Here is a 22,492-nt window from a genome sequence, read left to right as displayed (position 1 = left end):
GGCCGCTTACCGGATGAGGTTCACCCAATTGTTGCTGCAATCAGAATAATTGGATCATCCATTCGCGATGGGTGAGGATTTTTGACTATTTTTATCGTCAACGCGGGCCTTGTTGAGCAACTCTGCATCATTTCCGCTGTCGTAGGAGAATTACGCATATGCTTCAACTTTTTGAAGTTGTAACAGCGGCAGGAGTCGTTTATGGATCATTTGCAGTCGATGCGCGTGTTCGTCAAGGTTGCGGATCTCGGCAGTTTCGCGCGGGCCGCGAGTGCAATGGATATCTCCAACGCGGTCGCGACGCGTCACGTCGCCGATCTGGAAGGCCGGCTCGGCACGCGCCTGCTGAACCGCACCACGCGCAGCCTTTCGCTGACGGAGTCGGGCCAGGTCTACCTGGAGCGGGCGCGCCAGATTCTCGATGAGCTCGAGGATGTCGAACAGATGGTCGTCGCGCGCAATCACGAGCCGGTCGGCACGTTGCGCATCGTCGCGCCGGTCGTGTTCGGCCTGCACAACCTTGCCCCCGTCCTGCAGTCGTACACCGAGAAATTCCCGAAGGTGGTGCCGGATCTGACGCTGGTCGACCGCCAGGTCGATCTCGTCGAGGAAGGTTTCGACGTCGGGATCGTCGTCACGCGTCAGATGCGCAGCGCGAGCATCGTCACGCGGCGGCTGACCACGGGCTGCATGACCGTGTGCGCGACGCCGAGCTACCTGGAAAAGCACGGCGTGCCGACCCACCCGGAACACCTCGCCGAGCACCCGGCGCTGAGCTTGCCGACCGAATACTGGGGCGACGAGCGCGTGTTCACGGGGCCGGACGGCGAAGTGCGCGTGCGTCCGACCAACGTGATCGTCGCGAACAACACTGCGATGCTGCGCCAGTTCGCGCTGCTCGGGATGGGTGTCGCGATCCTGCCGAGCTACCTGATCGGCAGCGACATCGCGCGCGGTGCGCTGGTGCGGCTGCTGCCGGATTTCCGGCTGCCGCAGGTCGAGATCAACATCGCCTATCCGAGCCGGCGCCATCTGCCTGCGAAGGTGCGGACGTTCATCGACCACCTCGTCGAGTATTTCAGCCACGCGACCGACGCGACGATGGGCGAACAGTGGGCGGCACAGGGTGCTGCGCCTGCGCCGATCGGCGTCGAGATGCGTGCCGAGCCACCCGAATCGACCGACCCGAACCTGCAGCCGCGCCTCGCGCGTTCGCCGCGCGCGCGGGTCGCGGTGCCGTCGCCGCTGTAACGTCGCGGCGGCCGCGCACAGAGACGGCCGGCATCAAGAAAAAACGCGGATCGAGCGATCGATCCGCGTTTTTTTATTGCCGCTTTCATGGTCGTTCGACCGGCGCGCGACGCGCCGGGGGGGAGACCCCCGGCAACCCGAGCATTACGAGCCCGTCTTGCGCGCCGTCGTCTTGCGGGCGGCGGTCTTGCGAGCCGGTGCCGGTTTCTCTTCGGCGCCTTCCGTCACGGTTTCGGCGTCCTTCGTCGCCGATTTTGCCGTCTTCTTCGCGGCGGCAGCCTTCGGCTCCTTCTTCTCGAACTCGAAACCGATCTTGCCGTCCGGCTGCTTCACGAGGAAGGCCTTGAAGTTGCGGCCCGTGCGGGACGACTTGAAGTTCGGCAGCAGATCCGTGCGGCCGTCGGCCAGCAGCTTCGCCATCTGCTCGCGCGTGATTTCCTGCTGCAGGATCACCTTGCCCGAACGGAAGTCGCAGGTCTTCGGATTCGCGACCGAGTGCTCGCACACATAGCTCATCCCGTGCTCGAACACGCGGCCCTTGCACTTCGGGCACGCGCCGACCGGTTCCTGCGCGGAGAAGTCGGGCGCCTCACCTTCCTCGCCGCCCTGGTCCTGGCCGAAGTCGAACTCGAGCTTGTAGTTCTTCGTCTCGTCGTCGAACGAGAGCTTCAGGATCGCCGAGAACGGGCGGCCCATCTTGCTGCGGAAGCCGGACAGCGGACCGATGGTCTTCTGCTGCAGCAATTCCTCGACTTCCGCGATCTCGAACTGTCGGCTGCCCGGAATCTTCGAGATCGAGAACTCGCACTTCGTGCACGCGAAGCGGCGGTAGTTTTCCTTCACCTGGCCGCCGCAGTTCGGACAGGGTGTCTCGAGCGTCGCGTAATCGCCGGGGATCGTGTCGGAATCATATTCCTTCGCGCGCTTGACGATCTGCTGCGTCATGCGGGCGATTTCCTGCATGAACGCGTCACGCCCGAGGTTGCCGCGCTCCATCTGCGACAGCTTGTATTCCCATTCGCCGGTGAGCTCGGGCGCGGTCAGTTCCTTCACGCCGAGCCCGCGCAGCAGCGTCATCAGCTGGAATGCCTTCGCGGTCGGGATCAGTTCGCGGCCTTCGCGCACGAGATATTTCTCGCCGAGCAGGCCTTCGATGATCGCCGCGCGCGTGGCCGGCGTGCCGAGGCCCTTCGCGGCCATCGCCTCGCGCAGCTCGTCGTCCTCGACGAGCTTGCCCGCGCCTTCCATCGCCGACAGCAGCGTCGCTTCCGAGTAGCGTGCGGGCGGCTTCGTCACGAGCGCGACGGCGGCGATCTCGTCCGTCTTCACCTTCTCGTCCTTCTGCACCGGCACGAGGTTCGCGTCCGCGCCTTCGGCGTCGCGGCCGTACACCTGCAGCCAGCCCGGCTCGACGAGCACCTTGCCTTCGGTCTTGAAGTGATGACCGGCGACTTCGGTGATCCGCGTCGTGACGCGGAATTCGGCCGCCGGGAAGAACACCGCGAGGAAGCGCTTCACGACCATGTCGTACAGCTTCTGCTCCGGCTCGGACAGCGACTTCGGCGCCTGCAGCGTCGGGATGATTGCAAAGTGGTCGCTGATCTTCGAGTTGTCGAAGATCCGCTTGTTCGGCTTCACCCAGCCCTTGTCGAGCACCTGCTTCGCGTGCGGCAGATAGTTGTGGCTCTCCTTGAGCATCTCGAGCGTGGACTGCACCGTCGAGATGTAGTCTTCCGGCAGCGCGCGCGCGTCGGTACGCGGGTACGTCAGCACCTTGTGCTTTTCATACAGCGCCTGCGCGAGACCGAGCGTGTTCTTCGCGGAGAAGCCGAAGCGGCTGTTCGCCTCGCGCTGCAGGCTCGTCAGGTCGAACAGCAGCGGCGACAGTTGCGTCGACGGCTTCGATTCCTCGGACACCGTGCCGACATGGTCGCGGCACGCGGCGACGATCGTTTCGGCGGCCGGCAGGCTCCACAGGCGGGAGTCGCGCCTTTCCGGATCGAATTCGTCGCGCTTGAATTTCGGGTCGAACCACTTGCCTTCGTAGAAGCCGCCCGCGCAGGCGAACTCGGCCTTCACTTCCCAGTAGTCGCGCGGGATGAAACGGCGGATTTTCTCTTCACGTTCGACGACGATCGACAACGTAGGCGTCTGAACGCGGCCGACGGTCGTCAAGAAGAAGCCGCCGCCCTTGCTGTTGAACGCGGTCATCGCCCGCGTGCCGTTGATCCCGACGAGCCAGTCGGCTTCCGAGCGGCAGCGTGCGGCGTCGGCGAGCGGCTGCATGTCCGTGTCGCTGCGCAGATGCGCGAAACCGTCGCGGATCGCCTGCGGCGTCATCGACTGCAGCCAAAGGCGCTGGACCGGCTGCTTCGCCTTCGCGTGCTGCACGATCAGGCGGAAAATCAGCTCGCCCTCGCGCCCCGCGTCACATGCGTTGATCAGGCGGTCGACGTCCTTGCGCTTCATGAGCTTGGTCAGGACTTTCAGGCGCGACTCGCTTTTTGCGATCGGGTTCAGGTCGAAATGCGGGGGGATGACGGGCAGATGAGCGAAGCTCCATTTCCCCCGCTTGACCTCGTACTCTTCCGGGGCGGCGATTTCCAGCAGGTGGCCGACCGCGGACGAGAGGACGAATTCGTCGCTCTCGAAGTACTCGTCATGCTTTGTAAAGCCGCCCAAAGCGCGCGCGATGTCGTTCGCGACAGAAGGCTTTTCCGCAATGATCAGTGCTTTGGACATGACAGATGTGTGTTGGTAGACCGGGTTCGCCGGCGTGGGTCCCTTTTACGACGGCTTTATAGCACACGCCGTGGCGACGGCGGCGCGGCGTGCAAAAAGCGGCTCATCATAGTGGGGGGCCGCAATGGCGGCAAGCGCCCGGCGTGGCGGCACGCGCGACGGCGCGAAAAGCTGCCGGGCTGGCGTGCGGCTTACGCCTCGACATTCAGGATGTTGCGCAATTTCGGTGCGTGAGGCGCGCCGGGCACGGCGCTCAGGTTGGACAGCATCCGTTCGACGATCGCCGCGTGCGGCAGCACCGTGCCGAAGAAGCGCGCGGTGTTCGCGTCCTCGATCAGGATCGTCGGGAAATTCTCGACGTCGAGATCGTCGAGCCGGTCGGCATGGGTTTCGACGTCGATCCACGCGAAGCAGGCCTCGGGATGGGCGTCGGCGAGCTGGTCGAAGGCCGTTCGGTACTCGCGGCAGGTGCCGCACCATTCGGCGCACAGGCAGGCGACCAGCAGCGTGTCGGGATCGGCGAGGCGCTCGGCGATCCGATCGGCATCGGTGTCGAGATTCAGCGCGGGCATGGAATTCCTTGAGTAGCGTCGGCGGCACGGCCGCCTCTATGCGGGGGACTGTAGCACGCCGGACGCGGGCGGGGTGGGCGTTGCGTCAAGCCGCGCGAAGCGTCCGCCGGGCATGCTCGCAACGCGGCCGGCCAGTTCGAGCCCGAGTAGCGAGCGGTGCAGCGCGTCGTCGGGCAAGCCGGTGTGCTCGGCGAGCCACTCGTAAGTAACGGGGCCGTATCCCAGTGCGGCGAGCACGGATTGTTCGGCCGGGTTGTCGGTTGGCGTGCCGTCGATCTCGGCGGGCGCAGCGGCCGGAATGGCGGAACCCGCTTTCCCGATGTGCTCGCCCGCGCACTGCCCGGGGGTGTCGGTCGTTCCTCCGTTATCGGGGCGCGAACGCGAATTCGCCGCGCGGCCGACGTGAGCAGCCGGTTCGCCCAACCCGTATTCCTCAAGCACGTCGAGCGGCGTCGCGGTGAGCTTCGCGCCGTCGCGGATCAGCGCGTGGCAGCCCTGCGCGAGCGGCGCGTGGATCGAGCCCGGCATCGCGAACACGTCGCGGCCCAGCTCGTTCGCGAGCCGCGCGGTGATCAGCGAGCCGGAGCGCGGCGCGGCTTCGACGACGAGCGCGCCGAGCGCGAGCGCAGCGATCAGCCGGTTGCGCTGCGGGAAATGTGACGCCCGCGCGGGTGTGCCGAGCGGCCATTCGGAAACGATCGCGCCACGTGCGGCAATCTCGTGCGCAAGGGTGCGGTGCCGAGCCGGATAGACGAGATCGGCACCCGTCGCGATCACCGCGACCGTGCCGGCGCGGCCGTCGAGCCCGCCGCGATGTGCGGCGCCGTCGATGCCGAGCGCGAGACCGGAGACGATCACGAGGCCCGCATCGGACAGCGCATGCGAGAAGCGCGTGGCGTCTGCGAGCCCCTGCGGCGTTGCATGGCGGCTGCCGACCACGGCGAGCCCGCGTCCGTGCAGCAAGTCGAGCCTGCCCTTTACATATAGCAGCGATGGCGGATCATGCAGGTCGCGCAGCCGCGGCGGATAGACGGGATCGTTGAGCGTGACGATCGCGTTGCCCGGTGTATCGAGCCATGCCAGTGTGGCGTCGGTGCGCGCATCGAGGTCGTTCCGCTCGCTGGTGCGCACTGCCCGCGCGGTGGCAGCGCTGCTCGCCGCACCGATGGCCTGGTCGGACGCGCGCAGCAGCGCCGTCGGCGAGCCGAATGCATCGAGCAGCGCACGCAGCACGGCGGGCGAGAGTCCCGGCGCATGCGAGAGCTGCAGCCACGCACGCAACGCGGAGGTCGTCAGCGCTTGCGGCGACATGAGGTTCCCCTCGAATGCGGCGGCCAGCGAACCGCGTGGCGCCATGATAAAATTTTCATCATCCGAAATACTCGACAGGGCCGCGCGCGCGAGCGTCCGGCCAATTGCAGGAGGCAGACCCGCGGCGTTGACATGCCGCGCGTCCGCCTCATCTTCATTGCATCCCGGCGGCGGCGCCAGCCGGCCGGATGGCCGATGCGGCGTGCCGCTCCACCGAATACCGAACACCATGGCTTTGCTGAACATTCTTCATTACCCCGACAAGCGGCTGCACAAGGTCGCCAAGCCCGTCGACAAGGTCGACGACCGGATCCGCAAGCTCGTCGCCGACATGGCCGAAACCATGTACGCCGCGCCGGGCATCGGCCTGGCGGCGACGCAGGTCGACGTGCACGAGCGCGTGATCGTGATCGACGTCTCCGAGGAGAAGAACGAGCTGCGCGCGTTCATCAATCCCGAGATCATCTGGTCGAGCGACGTGAAACAGATCTACGAGGAGGGCTGCCTGTCGGTACCCGGGATCTACGACGAAGTCGAGCGTCCCGACCACGTGCGTGTGCGTGCGCTCAACGAGCAGGGCGAGACCTTCGAGCTCGACTGCGAGGGCCTTCTCGCCGTGTGCGTGCAGCACGAGATGGATCACCTGATGGGTCGCGTGTTCGTCGAATACCTGTCGCCGCTGAAGCAGAACCGTATCAAGACGAAGATGAAGAAACTCGAACGCGCGATGTGACGCGCGTTTGCCCAGACCGATCCCGAACGCTGTCATGACCCATACGTTGCGCGTGATTTTTGCCGGCACGCCGGAATTCGCCGCGGCCGCACTCGCCGCGATCCATGAGGCCGGTTTTCCGGTGCCGCTCGTGCTCACCCAGCCCGACCGTCCCGCCGGGCGCGGGATGAAACTGCAGGCGAGCGCCGTGAAGCGCTATGCCGTCGAGCACGGAATGTCCGTCGCGCAGCCGACGTCGCTGCGCCGCGCGGGCAAGTACCCGACGGAGGCGGCCGACGCGATCGAGCTGCTGCGCACGACACCGCACGACGTGATGGTGGTCGCCGCATACGGCCTGCTGCTGCCGCAGGAAGTGCTCGACATTCCGCGCGCCGGCTGCATCAACATCCACGCGTCACTGCTGCCGCGCTGGCGCGGCGCCGCGCCGATCCATCGCGCGATCGAGGCCGGTGACGCCGAGACGGGCGTCACGCTGATGCAGATGGACGCCGGCCTTGACACCGGCGCGATGATCGACGAAGCGCGCGTCGCGATTGCGGCCGACGATACGACCGCGACGCTTCACGACCGGCTGGCCGCCGACGGCGCGCGCCTGATCGTCGACGCCCTGGTGCGGCTCGAGCGCGACGGCGCGCTGCCCGCCACCCCGCAACCGGCCGACGGCGTGACTTACGCGGAAAAGATCGGCAAGCACGAAGCGGCGCTCGACTGGCGCAAGCCGGCCGACGTGCTCGCGCGCCAGGTGCGCGCGTTCGACCCGTTCCCGGGCGGCGTCGCGATGCTCGACGGCGCGGCAATCAAGCTGTGGGCGGCCGAGCCCGTGGCGGCGCGCGGCGGGATTGTCGACGCGGTGCCCGGCACGATCGTCGAGGCTTCGCCGGAAGGCGTGGTCGTCGCATGCGGTGGCGGCGCGCTGCGCGTCACGCAACTGCAGAAGCCGGGCGGCAAGCGGCTGCCCGCGCGCGAATTCCTGGCCGGCTCGCCGCTCGCCGCGGGCCAGCGCTTCGCGTTGCCCGACGGGCTGTGAGCGTCATTCGACCCGACATGCCGGTCGTGCGCAATTGGCCGGATGGCCGAGTCGCACGGCGCAGCAGGCGCGCGTAGAATTTCCCTGCGCTTTCCGATTTCGAGGTTTTCATGCTTGGCATCACCCATTTCGGCTTCTTCGTGCTCGCGGTTTTCCTGCTGAACGTCACGCCCGGCCCCGATACGGCGTACATCGTCGGCCGCAGCGTCGCGCAGGGCCGTGGCGCGGGGCTGATGTCCGCGCTCGGCATCTCCGCCGGCTGCTGCGTGCACGCGCTTGCGTGCGCGTTCGGCCTGACTGCGCTGCTCGCGGCGTCGGCCGCCGCGTTCATGGTGATCAAGCTGGTCGGTGCCGCTTACCTGATCTATCTCGGCGTGCGCATGATCCTCGCGAGGCAGGCCGCCGCGCCGGCAGGCGCCGAGGCGGCGCGGGCCACGGCCGCGAAGCCGCTGCGCCAGCTGTTCATGCAGGGTTTCTGGACCAACGTGCTGAACCCGAAGGTCGTGCTGTTCTTCGTGTCGTTCTTCCCGCAGTTCGTGTCGGCCGACAGCCCGCACAAGGCGCTGGCGTTCCTGGCTCTCGGTTCGGTGTTCCTCGTGATGAGCACGATCTGGAGCTGCATCGTCGCGTGGGTCGCGGGCAGCGTCACGCAGCGCTTTTCCGGCAAGCCGGGCGTCAGGAAGTGGCTTGACCGCACGGTGGGCAGCGCCTTCGTCGGCCTCGGGTTGCGGCTCGCGGCGACGCAACGCTGAAATTGAATTTTTCCGGCAAGACCTTATCTAACAAATCGCTTACAATTTTCCGCCGTGCATCGTAATGTGCGGCGGGTCCCCTGACGGATAAGGAGTGGGTATGTTCAATTGGGTCAAAACGGCGATGCTGATGGCCGCGATCACGGCCCTGTTCATCGTGATCGGCGGCATGATCGGCGGCTCGCGCGGCATGACGATCGCGCTGCTGTTCGCGCTCGGCATGAATTTCTTCTCGTACTGGTTCTCCGACAAGATGGTGCTGCGCATGTACAACGCGCAGGAGGTCGACGAGAACACGGCGCCGCAGTTCTACCGGATGGTGCGCGAGCTCGCCACGCGTGCGAACCTGCCGATGCCGCGCGTCTACCTGATCAATGAGGACGCGCCGAACGCGTTCGCCACGGGCCGCAACCCCGAGCACGCGGCGGTCGCCGCGACGACGGGCATCCTGCGTGTGCTGTCCGAGCGCGAGATGCGCGGCGTGATGGCGCATGAGCTCGCGCACGTGAAGCATCGCGACATCCTGATTTCGACGATCACCGCGACGATGGCAGGCGCGATTTCGGCGCTGGCCAACTTCGCGATGTTCTTCGGCGGTCGCGACGAAAACGGCCGTCCGGCCAACCCGATCGCGGGGATCGCAGTCGCGTTGCTCGCACCGATCGCCGGTGCGCTGATCCAGATGGCGATCTCGCGAGCGCGCGAGTTCGAGGCCGACCGCGGCGGCGCGCAGATCTCGGGAGATCCGCAGTCGCTCGCCACCGCGCTCGACAAGATCCATCGCTATGCGGCCGGCATCCCGTTCCAGGCGGCCGAAGCGCATCCGGCCACCGCGCAGATGATGATCATGAACCCGCTTCACGGCGGCGGTCTGCAGAATCTGTTCTCCACGCACCCGGCGACCGAGGAGCGCATCGCGCGCCTGATGGAGATGGCGCGCACCGGCCGCTTCGACTAAGTCGCGTCGCGCTCGACACATCACCCCGCATGCCCCGCGCTGCGGGGTGTTTCATTTGTGCGCCCCGTAAAGGGGCCGCATGATCGCACGCTACAATGCGCGGTTTGGAATCGCGGCGGCCATGCGGCCGCTGGGTTTCCGCCGCTCGCGGCACCCGTTTGCCGATTTTGCTCCGATGACACGAACCCGCTCCTCCGCTCAGTCTTCCTCCGGCCGCGCCGCGCGCCTGCCCGCGCTGCATCTCGCGCCCGATTCGCTGGGCTTCGCGCTCGACGCGGCCGCGCAGGCCGTCGATGCGGTGCGGCGCGGTACCGCGCTGCCGGCGGCACTGGCCGCGGTGTTCGCGCAGATGCCGGCCGGCGCGCAGGCGCTGGCGCGCGGCGCGACGCAGGACGTCGCGTATCGGACGATGCGTCGTCTCGGCAGTGCGGATTGGCTGATCGGCCGGCTGGTCAGCAAGGCGCCGCCCGCGCATGTGCATGCGGTGCTCGCCGGTGCGCTTGCGCTGCTGCTCGATCCGGAGGACGCGGCGGCGTATCCGGCATTCACCATCGTCGACCAGGCCGTCAGCGTGATCGGCGCACGGCGCGAATTTGCGTTCGCGAAGGGGCTGGTCAACGCCGTGCTGCGGCGTTTCCAGCGTGAGCGCGACGCGCTCGTCGCGGCGATGCAGAACGATCCCGTCGCACGCTGGAATTACCGCACTTGGTGGGTCGATGCGGTGAAGCGTGCGTGGCCGGAAGCCTGGCAGACGATTCTTGCGGCCGGCGAGCGCCAGGGTCCGCTGACGCTGCGCGTGAACGCGCGCCGCGCAACCGTCGATGCGTATCTCGATACGCTGCGCGCGAGCGGAATCGAGGCGACCGGGATCGGTCGCCATGCGGTGCGGCTCGCGTCGGCGCTGCCGGTTGACCGCATTCCGGGCTTTGCCGACGGCGTCGTGTCGGTGCAGGATGCCGGTGCTCAGCTTGCGGCCGAATGGCTCGGTGCGCGCGACGGCATGCGCGTGCTCGACGCGTGCGCGGCGCCGGGCGGCAAGACCGGGCATATCCTCGAGCTGGCCGACGCCGAAGTCGTCGCACTCGAAAGCGACGCGACCCGCGCGGCGCGTATCGGCGAGAACCTCGCGCGTCTGTCTCTCGCGGCGGACGTGCGCGTGGGCGACGCGGGCGCGCCGGACGCGTGGTACGACGGCCGTCCGTTCGACCGCATCCTGGCCGACGTGCCGTGCTCGGCGTCCGGCATCGTGCGTCGTCATCCCGACATTCGCTGGCTGCGCCGCGAAGCCGATATTGCCGCGCTCGTCGCGGAGCAGCGTCGCATCCTGACAGCGTTGTGGCCGCTCGTGAAGCCAGGCGGCGAACTGCTCTACGTGACCTGTTCGATCTTCCCCGAGGAAGGTGAGTTGCAGGCTCGCTGGTTTGAAGCGGCCTGTGAAGATGCGGTACGATTGGACGCGCCCGGCCAACTGCTGCCGGGCGGCGTGCACGGCGGGGCGGCCGGCGCACTCGACCAGAACACCGATCACGACGGATTCTTCTACGCGCGGTTTCAGAAACGGTGACGATCAAACACCTTTTTCCACTTCGGCTCGCGGCCGTCCTGCTGGTCGCGTTGGCGCTGTGCCTGACTGTCGTTCGGCCGGCGCGTGCCGAGTCGATCGCCGTGCAGCGCGCATCGCTGCAGGCTGACGGAAGCGGCTGGAGCCTCGATGCCCGCTTCGATTTCGAGCTGAATCCGAACCTCGAGGATGCCGTCAACAAGGGCATCCCGCTTTACTTCACGACCGATTTCGAACTGGGCCGCGCGCGCTGGTACTGGTTCGACGAGCAGCCGGTGTCGGTGTCGCAGACGATCCGCCTGTCGTTCCAGCCGCTCACGCGCGAATACCGCGTGTCGACGGGCGGGCTGCAACTCGGCTTCCCGTCTCTGAAGGATGCGCTCGCGGTCGTCCGGCACATCACGTCGTGGCACGTGATCGACCGCAACCAGGTGCGCGCCGGCGAAACCTACACCGCCTCGGTGCGGATGCAGCTCGATACGGCGCTGATGCCGAAACCGTTCCAGGTCGATGCGGTGAACAACCGCGACTGGACGCTCGGGTCGGACTGGAAGCGCTTCACTTTCACGGTGACCGAACGTGCTAAATAAAGTGCGCCGCGCGGCCAGCGGGAAGAGCCTCCTCGTTCGTGTGATCGTCTCGACCGTCGCGCTCACGGCGCTGCTGCTGCTCGTGCTGCTCGCGGCCGCGAGCGCGAACACCGAATTCTTCGACCGCTACTACTCGTGGCTGTACGCGATGAACATCATCGTTGCGCTCGTGTTCCTGCTGGTGGTGCTCGGGCTGATCGGGATGATCGTCGTGCGCCTGAGGAAGGGCAAGTTCGGCACGCGGCTGCTCGCGAAGCTCGCGGTGTTCTTCGCGCTCGTCGGCGTGGTGCCGGGCGGGATCATCTACATCGTGTCGTACCAGTTCGTGTCGCGCAGTATCGAGTCGTGGTTTGACGTGAACGTCGAGACCGCGCTGACCGCCGGCCTGAACCTCGGCCGCGGGATGCTCGACGCGTCGCTGTCCGACCTGCAGACGAAGGCGCGGCTGATGTCGGACCAGCTCGCGAGCGTCGATGCGAACACGAACGGCACGACACTCACGCTCTTGCGCCTGCGCGACCAGTTCGGCGTGCAGGATGCGACGATTGTCGAGCCGAGCCGCGGCGGCTCCGGCGCGGCGCCCGACCTGCACATCGTCGCGCAGGCATCGGGCAATTTCGCCGCGCTGATTCCGGACGACCTGCCGACTCCGCTGATGCTGAGCCAGGCGCGCGAACACGGCGCGTACGCGGCGATCGAGGGCGAGGTCGACGGCGACCCGCGCGCGCACGGCGCGAAGGGTGCGCTGCGGCTGCGCGTCGTGCGGCCGATACCCGATGCGACGACGTCGCTGCTGCAACCGGCGGAGCGATTCCTGCAGCTCACACAGCCGGTGCCGCCCACGCTCGCGCACAACGCCGACGCGGTGCAGCGCGCGTATCGCGAGTACCAGGAAAAAGCGCTCGGCCGCACCGGGCTGCGCAAGATGTACATCGGCACGCTGACGCTCGCGCTGTTCCTCGCGACCTTCATCGCGATGATGCTCGCGCTCGCACTCGGCCAGCAGCTCGCGCGGCCGCTGTTCCTGCTCGCGCAGGGCACGAAGGAGATCACCGAAGGCGACTACACGCCGAAGCGCGAGATCAAGTCGCGCGACGAGCTCGGTTTCCTCACGCAGTCGTTCAACGCGATGACGCGCCAGCTGTCCGAGGCGCGGCAGGCGGTCGAGAAGAACCGAATCGCGCTCGAGCATTCGAAGACGTATCTCGAGAGCATCCTCGCGAACCTGACGGCCGGCGTGTTCGTGCTCGATCGCCAGTTCCGGCTGACGACGGCCAACCGCGGCGCCGAGCGGATCTTCCGGCAGCCGTTCGGCGCGATGATCGGCACGGCGCTCGACCGGATCGGCGTCGTCGCGGAATTCGGCGCGATGGTGCGCAAGGCATTCGCCGATCGCGAAGCGGCTTCGGACGGCGGCAGCGGCGATCGCGGTCACTGGCAGCAGCAGTTCGCGATCGAGGTGCCGGGCGAAGCCGATCCGCTGACCTTGCTCGTGCGCGGCACACGCCTCGTGTCGACGGTCGAGGGCGAGGCCGACGATCCACAGACGTCCGGCTACGTCGTCGTCTTCGACGACATCTCCGACGTGATTTCCGCGCAGCGTTCGGTCGCATGGGGCGAGGTCGCGCGGCGGCTCGCGCACGAGATCAAGAACCCGCTGACGCCGATCCAGTTGTCGGCCGAGCGGTTGCAGATGAAGCTGTCCGACAAGCTCGCGCCGCCCGATGCGGACGTGCTCAAGCGCGGCGCGACGATGATCGTCAACCAGGTGGCCGCGATGAAGCGGATGGTCGACGATTTCCGCGAATATGCGCGCACGCCGCCGGCGGTGCTCGCGAACCTACAGCTGAACGAACTGGCAAGCGAGGTGCTCGGGTTGTATGGTGTCGGCGAAGGCAAGAGCGCGATCGTCGCCGAACTCGCGCCGTCGCTGCCGGTGATTCGCGGCGACGCGACGCAACTGCGCCAGGTGATTCACAACCTGCTGCAGAACGCGCAGGACTCGGTCGCGGAAGTCGCGCATCCGCGTGTGTTGATCGAAACCAAGACAGTAGAATATGGCGACCCCGACGCCGAGGGCAAAACGCGCGTCGCGGTCCGTCTTACCGTGTCCGACAACGGGCCCGGTTTTCCGGCACGCATCCTGACCCGTGCGTTCGAGCCTTACGTGACGACGAAGGCGAAGGGCACGGGGCTCGGGCTGGCCACGGTCAAGAAAATCGTCGACGAGCACGGCGCGCGGATCGATCTGCGCAATCGCATGCACGGCGAGACCGTCGAGGGTGCGCAGGTGTCGATCCTGTTCCTGCAGATGGCGAGCGATACGCCAGGCGCCGAATCTGGCGCGCAGGGCGGGACGGCTCCCGCCAAGACAAAAGCAAGTATGCAGACAAAGGCAGCGTAAATGGCAACCATCCTGGTGGTAGATGATGAAATGGGCATCCGGGAATTGCTCTCGGAGATCCTCAGCGATGAAGGACATGTCGTCGAGGCGGCGGAGAACGCGCAGGCCGCGCGGGAATACCGCCTGAATCAGGCGCCCGATCTCGTGCTGCTCGATATCTGGATGCCCGATACCGACGGCGTCACGCTGCTCAAGGAATGGGCGGCGCAGGGCCTGTTGACGATGCCCGTGATCATGATGTCCGGGCACGCGACGATCGACACGGCCGTCGAGGCGACGAAGATCGGCGCACTCGATTTCCTCGAGAAGCCGATCGCGCTGCAGAAGCTGCTGAAGTCCGTCGAGCACGGTCTCGCGCGCGGCGCGGCGCCGGTGTCCGTCAACGCGGCCGCGAAAGCCGGTGTCGGGCAAGCATCGGGGCAGGCGGCAGTCGCATCCGCGGCCGCGCTGCCGACGCTCGGCGACGACATGGCCACGGCGCTCGGCCTCGCGGGCCAGACGGCCGCGATTCCGTTCGACATCCCGTTGCGCGAAGCGCGCGACGCATTCGAGCGCGCGTACTTCGAATATCACCTCGCACGCGAGAACGGCAGCATGACGCGCGTCGCGGAAAAGACGGGCCTCGAGCGCACGCACCTCTATCGCAAGCTCAAGCAACTCGGCGTCGAGCTCGGCAAGAAACCGTCCGAAGGCGCCGCATAAAATATTTCGCGAAAACACTTGCTCAGGAACGAATAGCTCGATATACTTTCATTCTTCGTTGGCCCGGTAGCTCAGTTGGTAGAGCAGCGGATTGAAAATCCGCGTGTCGATGGTTCGATTCCGTCCCAGGCCACCAGCATTTAAAACCCCAAGAATCGGAAGATTCTTGGGGTTTTTCGTTTGTGGTGGGTATTGCGTGTCGTGGGCGGCGTGCCCGGCAGCATTCGCCGGGGCATGATAAAATCCGTGCCCGCTCAATGACTTAGCGCATCGCTTCATGCGCATGGCCGGTCGCCCGTGGCGCGCCTGCCGTGGTGCGCGGCAACGATGCCGCGCGATGAGCGGTATAAGCGCGCCGCCGCATTCGCGGCTGACCGCGCTGCCTATACTGGTCGGGCCGGCGCAGGCCGGCCGCGTCGGGCCGCCCGGCGGCAGCCGGCCTCGGGGCGCAGTGCGACGCGAGCCTACACATTCACGGAGTATCACGGTGATTCGGACAGACGCTAAAGACGGCGCGCTCGTGTTGTTTTCCGGCGGGCAGGATTCCGCCACGTGCGTGGCCTGGGCCCTGGAACGCTACCAGACGGTCGAGACGCTCGGCTTCGATTACGGCCAGCGTCATCGCGTCGAACTCGAGTGTCGCGAAGGCGTGCGCGAAGCGCTGAAGCGCAAGTTTCCGGCGTGGTCGGACCGCCTCGGCGACGATCACATGATCGATCTGTCGGTGCTTGGCGCGATCAGCGATACCGCGATGACGCGCACGATCGAGATCGAGACCTCGGCGAACGGCTTGCCGAACACGTTCGTGCCGGGCCGCAACCTGCTGTTCATGACGATCGCGGCCGCGATCGCCTATCGCCGCGGTCTGCGCGTGCTGGTTGGCGGAATGTGCGAGACCGATTTCTCGGGCTACCCGGACTGCCGCGACGACACGATGAAGGCGCTGCAGGTCGCGCTGAACCTCGGCATGGACACGCGTGTCGTGCTCGAGACCCCGCTGATGTGGCTGGACAAGGCGCAGACCTGGCAACTCGCCGAGCAACTCGGCGGGGAGGCACTCGTCGAACTGATCCGCGTCGAGACGCACACGTGCTACGTGGGCGAGCGCGCGGAACTGCACGACTGGGGCTTCGGCTGCGGCGAATGCCCGGCCTGCAAGCTGCGCAAGCGTGGCTACGAGGCCTACCTGAAGGGCGAGCGGGTGACCGAAGCGCCGCTGTGACGCGGGTGCGTCGGCGGCGCTGGATGAATAACGGATTCTGATCGACAACGAGCGGCGCAAGCCGGACGAAGCACGATGACTTACGCGGTCAAGGAAATTTTCTACACGTTGCAAGGCGAGGGCGCGAACGCGGGCCGTCCGGCCGTGTTCTGCCGGTTCGCCGGCTGCAATCTGTGGTCGGGCCGCGAAGAGGATCGTGCGGACGCCGTGTGTCGTTTCTGCGATACGGACTTCGTCGGCACCGATGGCGAGAACGGCGGCAAGTTCAAGGACGCCGAAGCGCTCGTCGCGACGATCGCCGGCCTGTGGCCGGACGGCGAAGCGCATCGCTTCGTCGTCTGCACGGGCGGCGAGCCGATGCTGCAGCTCGACCAGCCGCTCGTCGACGCGCTGCATGCAGCAGGCTTCGAGATCGCGATCGAGACCAATGGCTCGCTGCCGGTGCTCGAGACGATCGACTGGATCTGCGTGAGCCCGAAGGCCGACGCGCCGCTCGTCGTCACGAAGGGCAACGAGCTGAAGGTCGTGATCCCGCAGGACAACCAGCGGCTGGCCGACTACGCGAAGCTCGATTTCGAGTATTTTCTCGTGCAGCCGATGGACGGCCCGTCGCGCGATCTCAATACGAAGCTCGCGATCGACTGGTGCAAGCGGCATCCGCAGTGGCGGCTGTCGATGCAGACCCACAAATATCTGAACATTCCCTGAGCCACGGCTTTTGACATCGTGCTGATTACCCGAAAACTCGAATTCGATGCGGGCCACCGCATTCCCGATCACCGCAGCCAGTGCCGGAACCTGCACGGCCATCGCTACGTGCTCGAAGTCACGCTGCGCGGCGATCTCGTCGATACCGAGGGGGCGCCCGACCGCGGCATGGTGATGGATTTCGCCGACGTGAAGGCGCTCGCGGTCGAGCACCTCGTCAACAAGTGGGATCACGCGTTCCTGGTCTACGCGCGCGACGAAGTCGTGCGCTCGTTCCTCGAGCAGATGGCCGACCACAAGACCGTCGTGCTCGACCGGATCCCGACCGTCGAGAACCTCGCGGCGATCGCATTCGACATCCTCGCGAACGTGTACGACGCGCACTACGGCGTGAACCTGCGCCTGGAACGTGTGCGTCTGTACGAAACGCCGAACTGCTGGGCCGACGTCGAGCGCCAGCCCGGCCGCTGATATTGCCCTTCCGGCAGCCTCGCCAACCGGTGCGGGCTGCCTGCCACCGCGCCGTGCGGCCTCGTCCGGCGCCGCTTTCCACCTGTTCCCACATTCCGCGTAACGCCGCGCTATGATCGTTGCGTGGCACCGGAAAACGCATCCGCGCGACCCGCGCTGTCAGATCGGCCGCCTACGTCCGACCAACGTTCAGGGCCCCGGTCCGGCGCCGCCGTGCATGGCGGCCCGGCGTGTTACGCCCGCTTTGCTTGTTGCTTGTCCCGTTCGATTGCCGTTCCGTCCAGGAGGCCGTATCGATGAGCACGCTCACCAATTCCCTCAAACAACGTCTGCACGACGGCGACGAGCCGCTGTACGGCCTGTGGCTGTCGCTCGGCAGCGATTCGGTCGCGGAAGCGCTCGCGCACGCCGGCTACGACTGGCTCTGCATCGACATGGAGCACGCGCCGAACGACAGCCGCGACGTCGCGTCGCAACTGCGCGCGCTGGCGGCGGCGCACCTGCCGAGCGAGCCCGTGGTGCGCGTGCCGGGGCGCGAGCCGTGGCTCGTGAAGCGCGCGCTCGACGCCGGCGCGCGCACGCTGATGTTCCCGTGCATCGAGACGCCCGACGAGGCCGCGCACGCCGTGCGTCTCACGCGCTTCCCGTCGCCGGATTCCCCCGACGGGCTGCGCGGCGTGGCCGGCATGGTGCGTGCGGCGGCGTTCGGCATGCGCCGCGATTACCTGCAGACGGCGAATGCGCAGGTCGCGGTGATCGTGCAGATCGAATCGGCGCGGGGCATCGATGAAGTCGAGCGGATCGCCGCGACGCCGGGCGTCGACTGCCTGTTCGTCGGCCCGGCCGATCTGGCGGCGAGCCTCGGGCATCTCGGCGACAGCCGCCACCCGGACGTCGAAACCGCGATGGCGCGCGTGCTCGCGGCCGGCAAGCAGGCCGGCGTCGCGGTCGGCATCTTCGCGAACGATACGGCAACCGCGCGCCAGTATCGCGAGGCTGGCTACCGGATGATCACGCTGTCGGCCGACGTGAGCTGGCTGCTGCGTGCGACGCGCCAGGCGCTGCAGGAGGTGCGGTCATGAACGGCAGCGACGGCGCGGGATCCGGACGCGCGCGGCGTACGGCCGGCGTACGCGGGCGCATCGGCACGATGCTCGGGCTGTGGGCCGTGTGCGTCGCGGCGGTCGCGCAGAATGCGCCGCATGCGAAGCCGGACCCGGCGCGCGAGACCCAATCGGCGGTGGCCGACTACAACGCCGGCGACTATCGCGCGGCGCTGGTGCAGTTCCACGACGCGGCCGAACGCGGCGACCGGCTCGCGCAGTTCAACTACGCGATGATGCTGCTCACCGGCGTCGGCGTGACCGCGAACGTCGACGAAGGGCTGCGCTGGCTGAAGCGGGCGGCCGACGCGAATATGTCGCATGCGCAGTACGTGTACGGGCGGATGTTCGACGACGGTGAGTTTGTCGCGCGTAATCCGGCCGAAGCACACCGCTGGTTCCTGCGCGCGGCGAAGCAGGGGCACGTGCAGGCCGAGCTGTCGCTCGCGAACCAGTTCCTCGACGGGCGTGGCACGCAGCGCGACAACCGGCAGGCGTTCGCGTGGTACAAGCAGGCAGCCGACGCGGGCGAGCCGACCGCGCAGTACGTGACCGCGTCGTTCTACGAGCGCGGCGGCGACGGCGTCACGCAGAACCTGAACATCGCGCGCGCGTATTACGCGGCCGCGGCCGCGCAGGGCGACGAGACGGCCGGGCTGAAATTCAAGGAGCTGAGCGCGCGCCTGAAGACGCAGGAGCCGGCATCGGGCGCGGACCATGGGAACCCGCGCGCGACGCCGTAGTGAGCGGGCGGCACGCACTGCATTCGACCTGCCCAATGAAAAACGGCGCCTCGTGCGCCGTTTTTCATTGCCGCGACTGCTCCGCTGGCGACTGCGTGCCGTGCGCGGCGTCAGCTCTTCATCAGCCGCCGCTGTCGCCCGACGCTCATGATCATCCCGATCGCGATGCCGAGCGTCGTGAGCGCGGTGCCGCCGTAGCTCATGAACGGCAACGGCACGCCGACGACGGGCAGCACGCCACTCACCATCCCGATGTTGACGAACGCATAGACGAAGAACGCGAGCGTGAGCGAGCCCGCGAGCAGACGTCCGAACAGCGTCGCGCCCTGCGCGGCGATGTAGAGCCCGCGCGCGATCAGCGCCATGTAGAGCGTCAGCAGCACGAGGCCGCCGACGAGCCCCCATTCCTCCGAGAACACCGCGAAGATGAAGTCGGTATGTTTCTCCGGAATGAACTCGAGGTGGGCCTGCGTGCCCTTCAGGTAGCCCTTGCCGAGCACGCCGCCCGAGCCGATCGCGATCACGGCCTGGATCGTATGGAAGCCCTTGCCGAGCGGGTCGGAGGTCGGGTCGAGCAACGTGCACACACGGTGCTTCTGGTAGTCGTGCATCAGCGGCCACTGCACTTCGGGCTGGCAGATGCGCTCTTCGAATACGGCGATCGAGCCGACCGCGATCACGCCCGCGACGAGCACCGGCACGATCAGCTTGAATGACAGGCCGGCGAGGTAGATCACGAAGAAGCCGGCCGCGAACACGAGCAGGCCCGTGCCGAGATCGGGCTGCTTGGCGATCAACCCGACCGGCACCATCAGGATCCCGAACGCGGCGACGAAGTCGTACCAGCGCAGCCCGCCTTCGCGGCGCTGGTAATACCACGCGAGCATCAGCGGTGTCGCGATCTTGAGGATTTCCGACGGCTGGATCACGACGCCGACGTTCAGCCAGCGCTTCGCGCCCTTCTTGGTCATCCCGAACAGCGCGACCGCGACCAGCAGCGCGACCCCGAACGAATACAGCGGGACCGCGAAGCGCATCAGCGTCGTCGGCGGAATGTTGGCGATCACCCACATCAGCACGAACGTCAGCAGGATGTTGCGCAATTGGTCCTCGACGCGGCCCGGCATGTCGATCGACGCGCTGTACAGCGTGACGATGCCGACGCACAGCAGCAGGAACACGATGAGGGCGAGCGGGCGGTCGAAGCCCGCGAACATCTGCTTGATCTTGTCGAGCCAGGCGCGCTTGTCGAATTGCATGCCTTTCTCCGTTAATGAGCGGTGCCGGCGTTCGCCGCTTTCGCGGCGGCCGGGGCACGGGAGTTGTCGTCGCGCGGCGCGGTGGCGAGCGGCTGCGCGTCGCTGGCGGGCCGGCGAGGCCGGTGCGGGCGCCGGATCGGCGGCAGGCTCGCGGCCATCGGCGCTGCTGCGCTCGCGACGGCGGGCTGCGCCGCGCTTGCCCCGGCCGCGCCCGATGCATCGGGCGCCGACGCGGCCGATGCCGCATCCGCCGCGCTGGCCGCGACCGGCACGACGGGCTGGGGAAGCGCCTTGAAGCCGGCCGCGACGGACACGGTCTTCGAGGCATCGCCGATCACCGGCGCGTTGATCGGCTCGGTCGCCGACGCAGCGGCGGCGACGGCGGCCGCCTCGTTCTCCGGTTTCTGGCGATCGACGAGGTAGAAATCGAGCACGCGGCGCGCGATCGGGCCCGCGGCCTGCGCGCCCCAACCGCCGTTCTCGACGATCAGCGCGATGGCGATCTGCGGATGGTCGACCGGCGCGTACGCGATGAACAGCGCATGGTCGCGCAAGTGCTCGGCGAGCAGGTGGCCCTTATAGTTCGAGCCCTGCAGCGAGAACACCTGCGCGGTGCCGGTCTTGCCGGCCGCGAGGTACGGCGCGCCGCGGAACACCTTGTACGCGGTGCCGGACGGGTTCTCGATCACGTTCTCCATCCCGCGCTTCACCACGTCGATGTCGGCCTGCTTGAGCGGAATGGTTTCGCTTTCCTTCGGCACGGTCAGATGGCGCCCGCGCGTGATCGGATCCTCGACCTCCTTCACGAGGTGGGGCTTCATCACGACGCCGTTGTTCGCGAGCGTCGCGGTGGCGTGCGCGAGCTGCAGGATCGTGAACGAGTTGTAGCCCTGGCCGATCCCGAGGCTGATCGTCTCCCCGTCGAACCACTTCTGCTGAGCGGCCTTCTTGAACGCCTTCTTCTTCCAGTCGGTCGACGGCAGGATCCCGCGCGCCTCGCCCTGGATGTCGATGCCGGTGATCTGGCCGAAACCGAACGGCTTCATGAAGTTCGCGATCGCGTTCACGCCGAGGTCGCGCGCGAGCATGTAGAAGTAGGTGTCGTTCGACACCATGATCGCCTTGTTCATGTCGACCCAGCCCTGGCCCGAGCGCACGTCGTTGCGGAACGTGTGACCACCGAACGTGAAGTAGCCGGGATCCTGGAAGCCCCAGCCCGGCGAGCGCTTGCCGAGCGTCAGGCCGGCCAGCGCCATGAACGGCTTGTACGTCGAGCCGGGCGGGTAGGTGCCGTGCAGCGGGCGGTTCAGGAGCGGCTTGTCGGTGGAGTTGTTCAGCTCGTCCCAGGTCTGCTGGTCGATGCCGTCGACGAACGAATTCGGGTCGAAGCTCGGCGACGACACGAACGCGAGCACGTCGCCCGACTTCGGCTCGATCGCGACGAGCGCGCCGCGCTTGCCGGCAAACGCCTGCTCGGCGACCTGCTGCAGCCCGATGTCGAGCGACAGCACGAGGTTGTTGCCGGGCGTCGCCTGCGTGCGCGACAGCGTGCGCACGGGCCGGCCGCCGGCCGTCACCTCGACTTCCTCGAAGCCCGTGAGGCCATGCAGCTCGGTTTCGTAGCTCTGCTCGACGCCGATCTTGCCGATGTAGTCGGTGCCCTTGTAGTTGTTCGCGTCGCGACGCGGATCGTAGTGTTCCTGGTCGCTGTCGTTGTCGTCGCTGATCGCGTCGATGCGATCCTGGTCGCGCTTCGAGATCCGGCCGATGTAACCGATCACGTGCGCGGCGGTCGTGCCGAGCGGATATTGGCGGAACAGGCGCGCGCGCACGTCGACGCCGGGGAAGCGGAAGCGCTGCGCCGTGAAGCGCGCGACTTCCGCGTCCGTGAGGCGCGTGCGGATCGGCAGGCTCTCGAAGTTCTTCGAGTCTTCCTGCAGCTTCTTGAAGCGGCGGCGGTCGCGCGCGTCGATCGGGATGATCGCGGACAGCTTGTCGATCGTGTTGTCGAGCGTGTCGTCGAGCTTCGACGGCGTGATCTCGAGCGTGTACGCCGAATAGTTTTTCGCGAGGACCACGCCGTTGCGATCGGTGATGATCCCGCGGTTCGGCACGATCGGCGCGACCGAGATGCGGTTTTCCTCGGCCTGCAGCGCGTATTTGCCGTGCTGCATCAACTGCAGATAGAAGAAGCGGCTCGCGAGCAGCCCGAAGCAGACGAACACGAACACGCCCGCCGCCGCGACGCGCAGGCGGAACTTCGAGAGCTGCTGTTGGGTGTCGTTGAATTCGGTCATGCGGTTACGATCGATCTGGCCCGTGCGCGGCGACCACGCGCGGGCGAGGAGCCGCCCCGGAGCGCGGCGCGCGGGCGTGGGGGCGG

Annotated in this window: 19 protein-coding genes and 1 tRNA gene; 15 read left to right on the top strand and 5 right to left on the bottom strand. The window is 67.1% G+C overall.

Annotated elements, in window-relative coordinates; all coding sequences use genetic code 11:
- Positions 1-201: 201 nt before the first annotated feature.
- Positions 202-1,251, top strand: coding sequence for a LysR family transcriptional regulator (locus BTE28158_RS20240; protein ID WP_124902882.1), 1,050 nt, complete (start codon positions 202-204; stop codon positions 1,249-1,251).
- Between the two features lie 144 nt (positions 1,252-1,395).
- Here the strand turns inward: BTE28158_RS20240 and BTE28158_RS20235 are convergent, their stop codons facing one another.
- The 3 genes from BTE28158_RS20235 to dprA form a co-directional block, all read right to left on the bottom strand.
- The gene (locus BTE28158_RS20235; RefSeq protein WP_151051204.1) at positions 1,396-3,993 is read right to left on the bottom strand and encodes a DNA topoisomerase III; all 2,598 of its coding nucleotides are present in this window, start codon (positions 3,991-3,993) and stop codon (positions 1,396-1,398) included.
- A gap of 191 nt (positions 3,994-4,184) precedes the next feature.
- The gene (locus BTE28158_RS20230; RefSeq protein ID WP_151051209.1) at positions 4,185-4,565 is read right to left on the bottom strand and encodes a thioredoxin family protein; all 381 of its coding nucleotides are present in this window, start codon (positions 4,563-4,565) and stop codon (positions 4,185-4,187) included.
- Between the two features lie 36 nt (positions 4,566-4,601).
- Positions 4,602-5,921 carry a DNA-processing protein DprA gene (gene dprA, locus BTE28158_RS20225; RefSeq protein WP_151051211.1) on the bottom strand — a complete coding sequence of 440 codons (1,320 nt, stop codon included), beginning with the start codon at positions 5,919-5,921 and terminating at the stop codon, positions 4,602-4,604.
- A 184-nt stretch (positions 5,922-6,105) separates the two neighbouring features.
- Here dprA and def point away from each other — a divergent pair, with 184 nt between their 5' ends.
- From def to BTE28158_RS20155, 14 genes are all read left to right on the top strand, one after another.
- Positions 6,106-6,609, top strand: a complete 504-nt coding sequence (def, locus tag BTE28158_RS20220) for a peptide deformylase (RefSeq protein WP_151051213.1) — start codon at positions 6,106-6,108, stop codon at positions 6,607-6,609.
- Between the two features lie 34 nt (positions 6,610-6,643).
- Entirely contained in the window at positions 6,644-7,636 is a 993-nt protein-coding gene (fmt, locus tag BTE28158_RS20215) for a methionyl-tRNA formyltransferase (protein WP_151051215.1), read from the top strand.
- Between the two features lie 110 nt (positions 7,637-7,746).
- Positions 7,747-8,388: a LysE family translocator gene (locus tag BTE28158_RS20210; protein ID WP_151051217.1), complete on the top strand. Its 642-nt coding sequence runs from the start codon at positions 7,747-7,749 to the stop codon at positions 8,386-8,388.
- A 100-nt stretch (positions 8,389-8,488) separates the two neighbouring features.
- The gene (htpX, locus tag BTE28158_RS20205) at positions 8,489-9,346 is read left to right on the top strand and encodes a zinc metalloprotease HtpX (RefSeq protein WP_006485774.1); all 858 of its coding nucleotides are present in this window, start codon (positions 8,489-8,491) and stop codon (positions 9,344-9,346) included.
- A gap of 175 nt (positions 9,347-9,521) precedes the next feature.
- Complete coding sequence (rsmB, locus tag BTE28158_RS20200) at positions 9,522-10,910, top strand: 16S rRNA (cytosine(967)-C(5))-methyltransferase RsmB (RefSeq protein WP_174920058.1); 1,389 nt, start codon at positions 9,522-9,524, stop codon at positions 10,908-10,910.
- Positions 10,907-11,497 (top strand): DUF4390 domain-containing protein, encoded by a 591-nt coding sequence (locus BTE28158_RS20195; RefSeq protein WP_059607510.1) that lies wholly within the window; start codon positions 10,907-10,909, stop codon positions 11,495-11,497. Before rsmB ends, BTE28158_RS20195 begins: the two co-directional genes overlap by 4 nt.
- Positions 11,487-13,901, top strand: a complete 2,415-nt coding sequence (esaS, locus tag BTE28158_RS20190) for a sensor histidine kinase EsaS (RefSeq protein WP_059607507.1) — start codon at positions 11,487-11,489, stop codon at positions 13,899-13,901. The genes BTE28158_RS20195 and esaS overlap by 11 nt, the downstream gene beginning before the upstream one ends.
- On the top strand, positions 13,902-14,603 hold the full coding sequence (gene esaR, locus BTE28158_RS20185) for a response regulator transcription factor EsaR (RefSeq protein ID WP_059607505.1): 702 nt from the start codon (positions 13,902-13,904) through the stop codon (positions 14,601-14,603).
- A 60-nt stretch (positions 14,604-14,663) separates the two neighbouring features.
- Positions 14,664-14,739: transfer RNA gene (locus BTE28158_RS20180), tRNA-Phe, on the top strand.
- Between the two features lie 351 nt (positions 14,740-15,090).
- Positions 15,091-15,825, top strand: coding sequence for a 7-cyano-7-deazaguanine synthase QueC (gene queC / locus BTE28158_RS20175; protein WP_059607503.1), 735 nt, complete (start codon positions 15,091-15,093; stop codon positions 15,823-15,825).
- A 75-nt stretch (positions 15,826-15,900) separates the two neighbouring features.
- On the top strand, positions 15,901-16,533 hold the full coding sequence (gene queE / locus BTE28158_RS20170) for a 7-carboxy-7-deazaguanine synthase (protein ID WP_059468636.1): 633 nt from the start codon (positions 15,901-15,903) through the stop codon (positions 16,531-16,533).
- Between the two features lie 18 nt (positions 16,534-16,551).
- The gene (queD, locus tag BTE28158_RS20165; RefSeq protein WP_044847357.1) at positions 16,552-17,004 is read left to right on the top strand and encodes a 6-carboxytetrahydropterin synthase QueD; all 453 of its coding nucleotides are present in this window, start codon (positions 16,552-16,554) and stop codon (positions 17,002-17,004) included.
- A gap of 296 nt (positions 17,005-17,300) precedes the next feature.
- Positions 17,301-18,086: an HpcH/HpaI aldolase family protein gene (locus tag BTE28158_RS20160; RefSeq protein ID WP_059607501.1), complete on the top strand. Its 786-nt coding sequence runs from the start codon at positions 17,301-17,303 to the stop codon at positions 18,084-18,086.
- Positions 18,083-18,850 (top strand): tetratricopeptide repeat protein, encoded by a 768-nt coding sequence (locus BTE28158_RS20155; protein ID WP_151051663.1) that lies wholly within the window; start codon positions 18,083-18,085, stop codon positions 18,848-18,850. Before BTE28158_RS20160 ends, BTE28158_RS20155 begins: the two co-directional genes overlap by 4 nt.
- 110 nt (positions 18,851-18,960) lie before the next feature.
- Here BTE28158_RS20155 and rodA read toward each other — a convergent pair whose 3' ends face one another.
- Together rodA and mrdA are read right to left on the bottom strand one after the other, a co-directional pair.
- Positions 18,961-20,109: a rod shape-determining protein RodA gene (rodA, locus tag BTE28158_RS20150; protein ID WP_059448422.1), complete on the bottom strand. Its 1,149-nt coding sequence runs from the start codon at positions 20,107-20,109 to the stop codon at positions 18,961-18,963.
- Between the two features lie 11 nt (positions 20,110-20,120).
- Entirely contained in the window at positions 20,121-22,406 is a 2,286-nt protein-coding gene (gene mrdA, locus BTE28158_RS20145) for a penicillin-binding protein 2 (RefSeq protein ID WP_124902898.1), read from the bottom strand.
- Between the last annotated feature and the right edge of the window lie 86 nt (positions 22,407-22,492).

The sequence above is a fragment of the Burkholderia diffusa genome, from assembly GCF_902499115.1.
Classification (GTDB): domain Bacteria; phylum Pseudomonadota; class Gammaproteobacteria; order Burkholderiales; family Burkholderiaceae; genus Burkholderia; species Burkholderia diffusa.
The sequence above is the reverse complement of the archived record's forward strand: the minus strand, read 5'-3'. Positions and strand labels throughout refer to the sequence as shown.

Bases quoted from the DNA above. Each gene is read 5' to 3' on its own strand.
- BTE28158_RS20240 (WP_124902882.1), top strand. From the start codon at position 202: ATGGATCATTTGCAGTCGATGCGCGTGTTCGTCAAGGTTGCGGATCTC.
- BTE28158_RS20235 (WP_151051204.1), bottom strand. From the start codon at position 3,993: ATGTCCAAAGCACTGATCATTGCGGAAAAGCCTTCTGTCGCGAACGAC.
- BTE28158_RS20230 (WP_151051209.1), bottom strand. From the start codon at position 4,565: ATGCCCGCGCTGAATCTCGACACCGATGCCGATCGGATCGCCGAGCGC.
- dprA (WP_151051211.1), bottom strand. From the start codon at position 5,921: ATGGCGCCACGCGGTTCGCTGGCCGCCGCATTCGAGGGGAACCTCATG.
- def (WP_151051213.1), top strand. From the start codon at position 6,106: ATGGCTTTGCTGAACATTCTTCATTACCCCGACAAGCGGCTGCACAAG.
- fmt (WP_151051215.1), top strand. From the start codon at position 6,644: ATGACCCATACGTTGCGCGTGATTTTTGCCGGCACGCCGGAATTCGCC.
- BTE28158_RS20210 (WP_151051217.1), top strand. From the start codon at position 7,747: ATGCTTGGCATCACCCATTTCGGCTTCTTCGTGCTCGCGGTTTTCCTG.
- htpX (WP_006485774.1), top strand. From the start codon at position 8,489: ATGTTCAATTGGGTCAAAACGGCGATGCTGATGGCCGCGATCACGGCC.
- rsmB (WP_174920058.1), top strand. From the start codon at position 9,522: ATGACACGAACCCGCTCCTCCGCTCAGTCTTCCTCCGGCCGCGCCGCG.
- esaR (WP_059607505.1), top strand. From the start codon at position 13,902: ATGGCAACCATCCTGGTGGTAGATGATGAAATGGGCATCCGGGAATTG.
- queE (WP_059468636.1), top strand. From the start codon at position 15,901: ATGACTTACGCGGTCAAGGAAATTTTCTACACGTTGCAAGGCGAGGGC.
- BTE28158_RS20160 (WP_059607501.1), top strand. From the start codon at position 17,301: ATGAGCACGCTCACCAATTCCCTCAAACAACGTCTGCACGACGGCGAC.
- BTE28158_RS20155 (WP_151051663.1), top strand. From the start codon at position 18,083: ATGAACGGCAGCGACGGCGCGGGATCCGGACGCGCGCGGCGTACGGCC.
- rodA (WP_059448422.1), bottom strand. From the start codon at position 20,109: ATGCAATTCGACAAGCGCGCCTGGCTCGACAAGATCAAGCAGATGTTC.
- mrdA (WP_124902898.1), bottom strand. From the start codon at position 22,406: ATGACCGAATTCAACGACACCCAACAGCAGCTCTCGAAGTTCCGCCTG.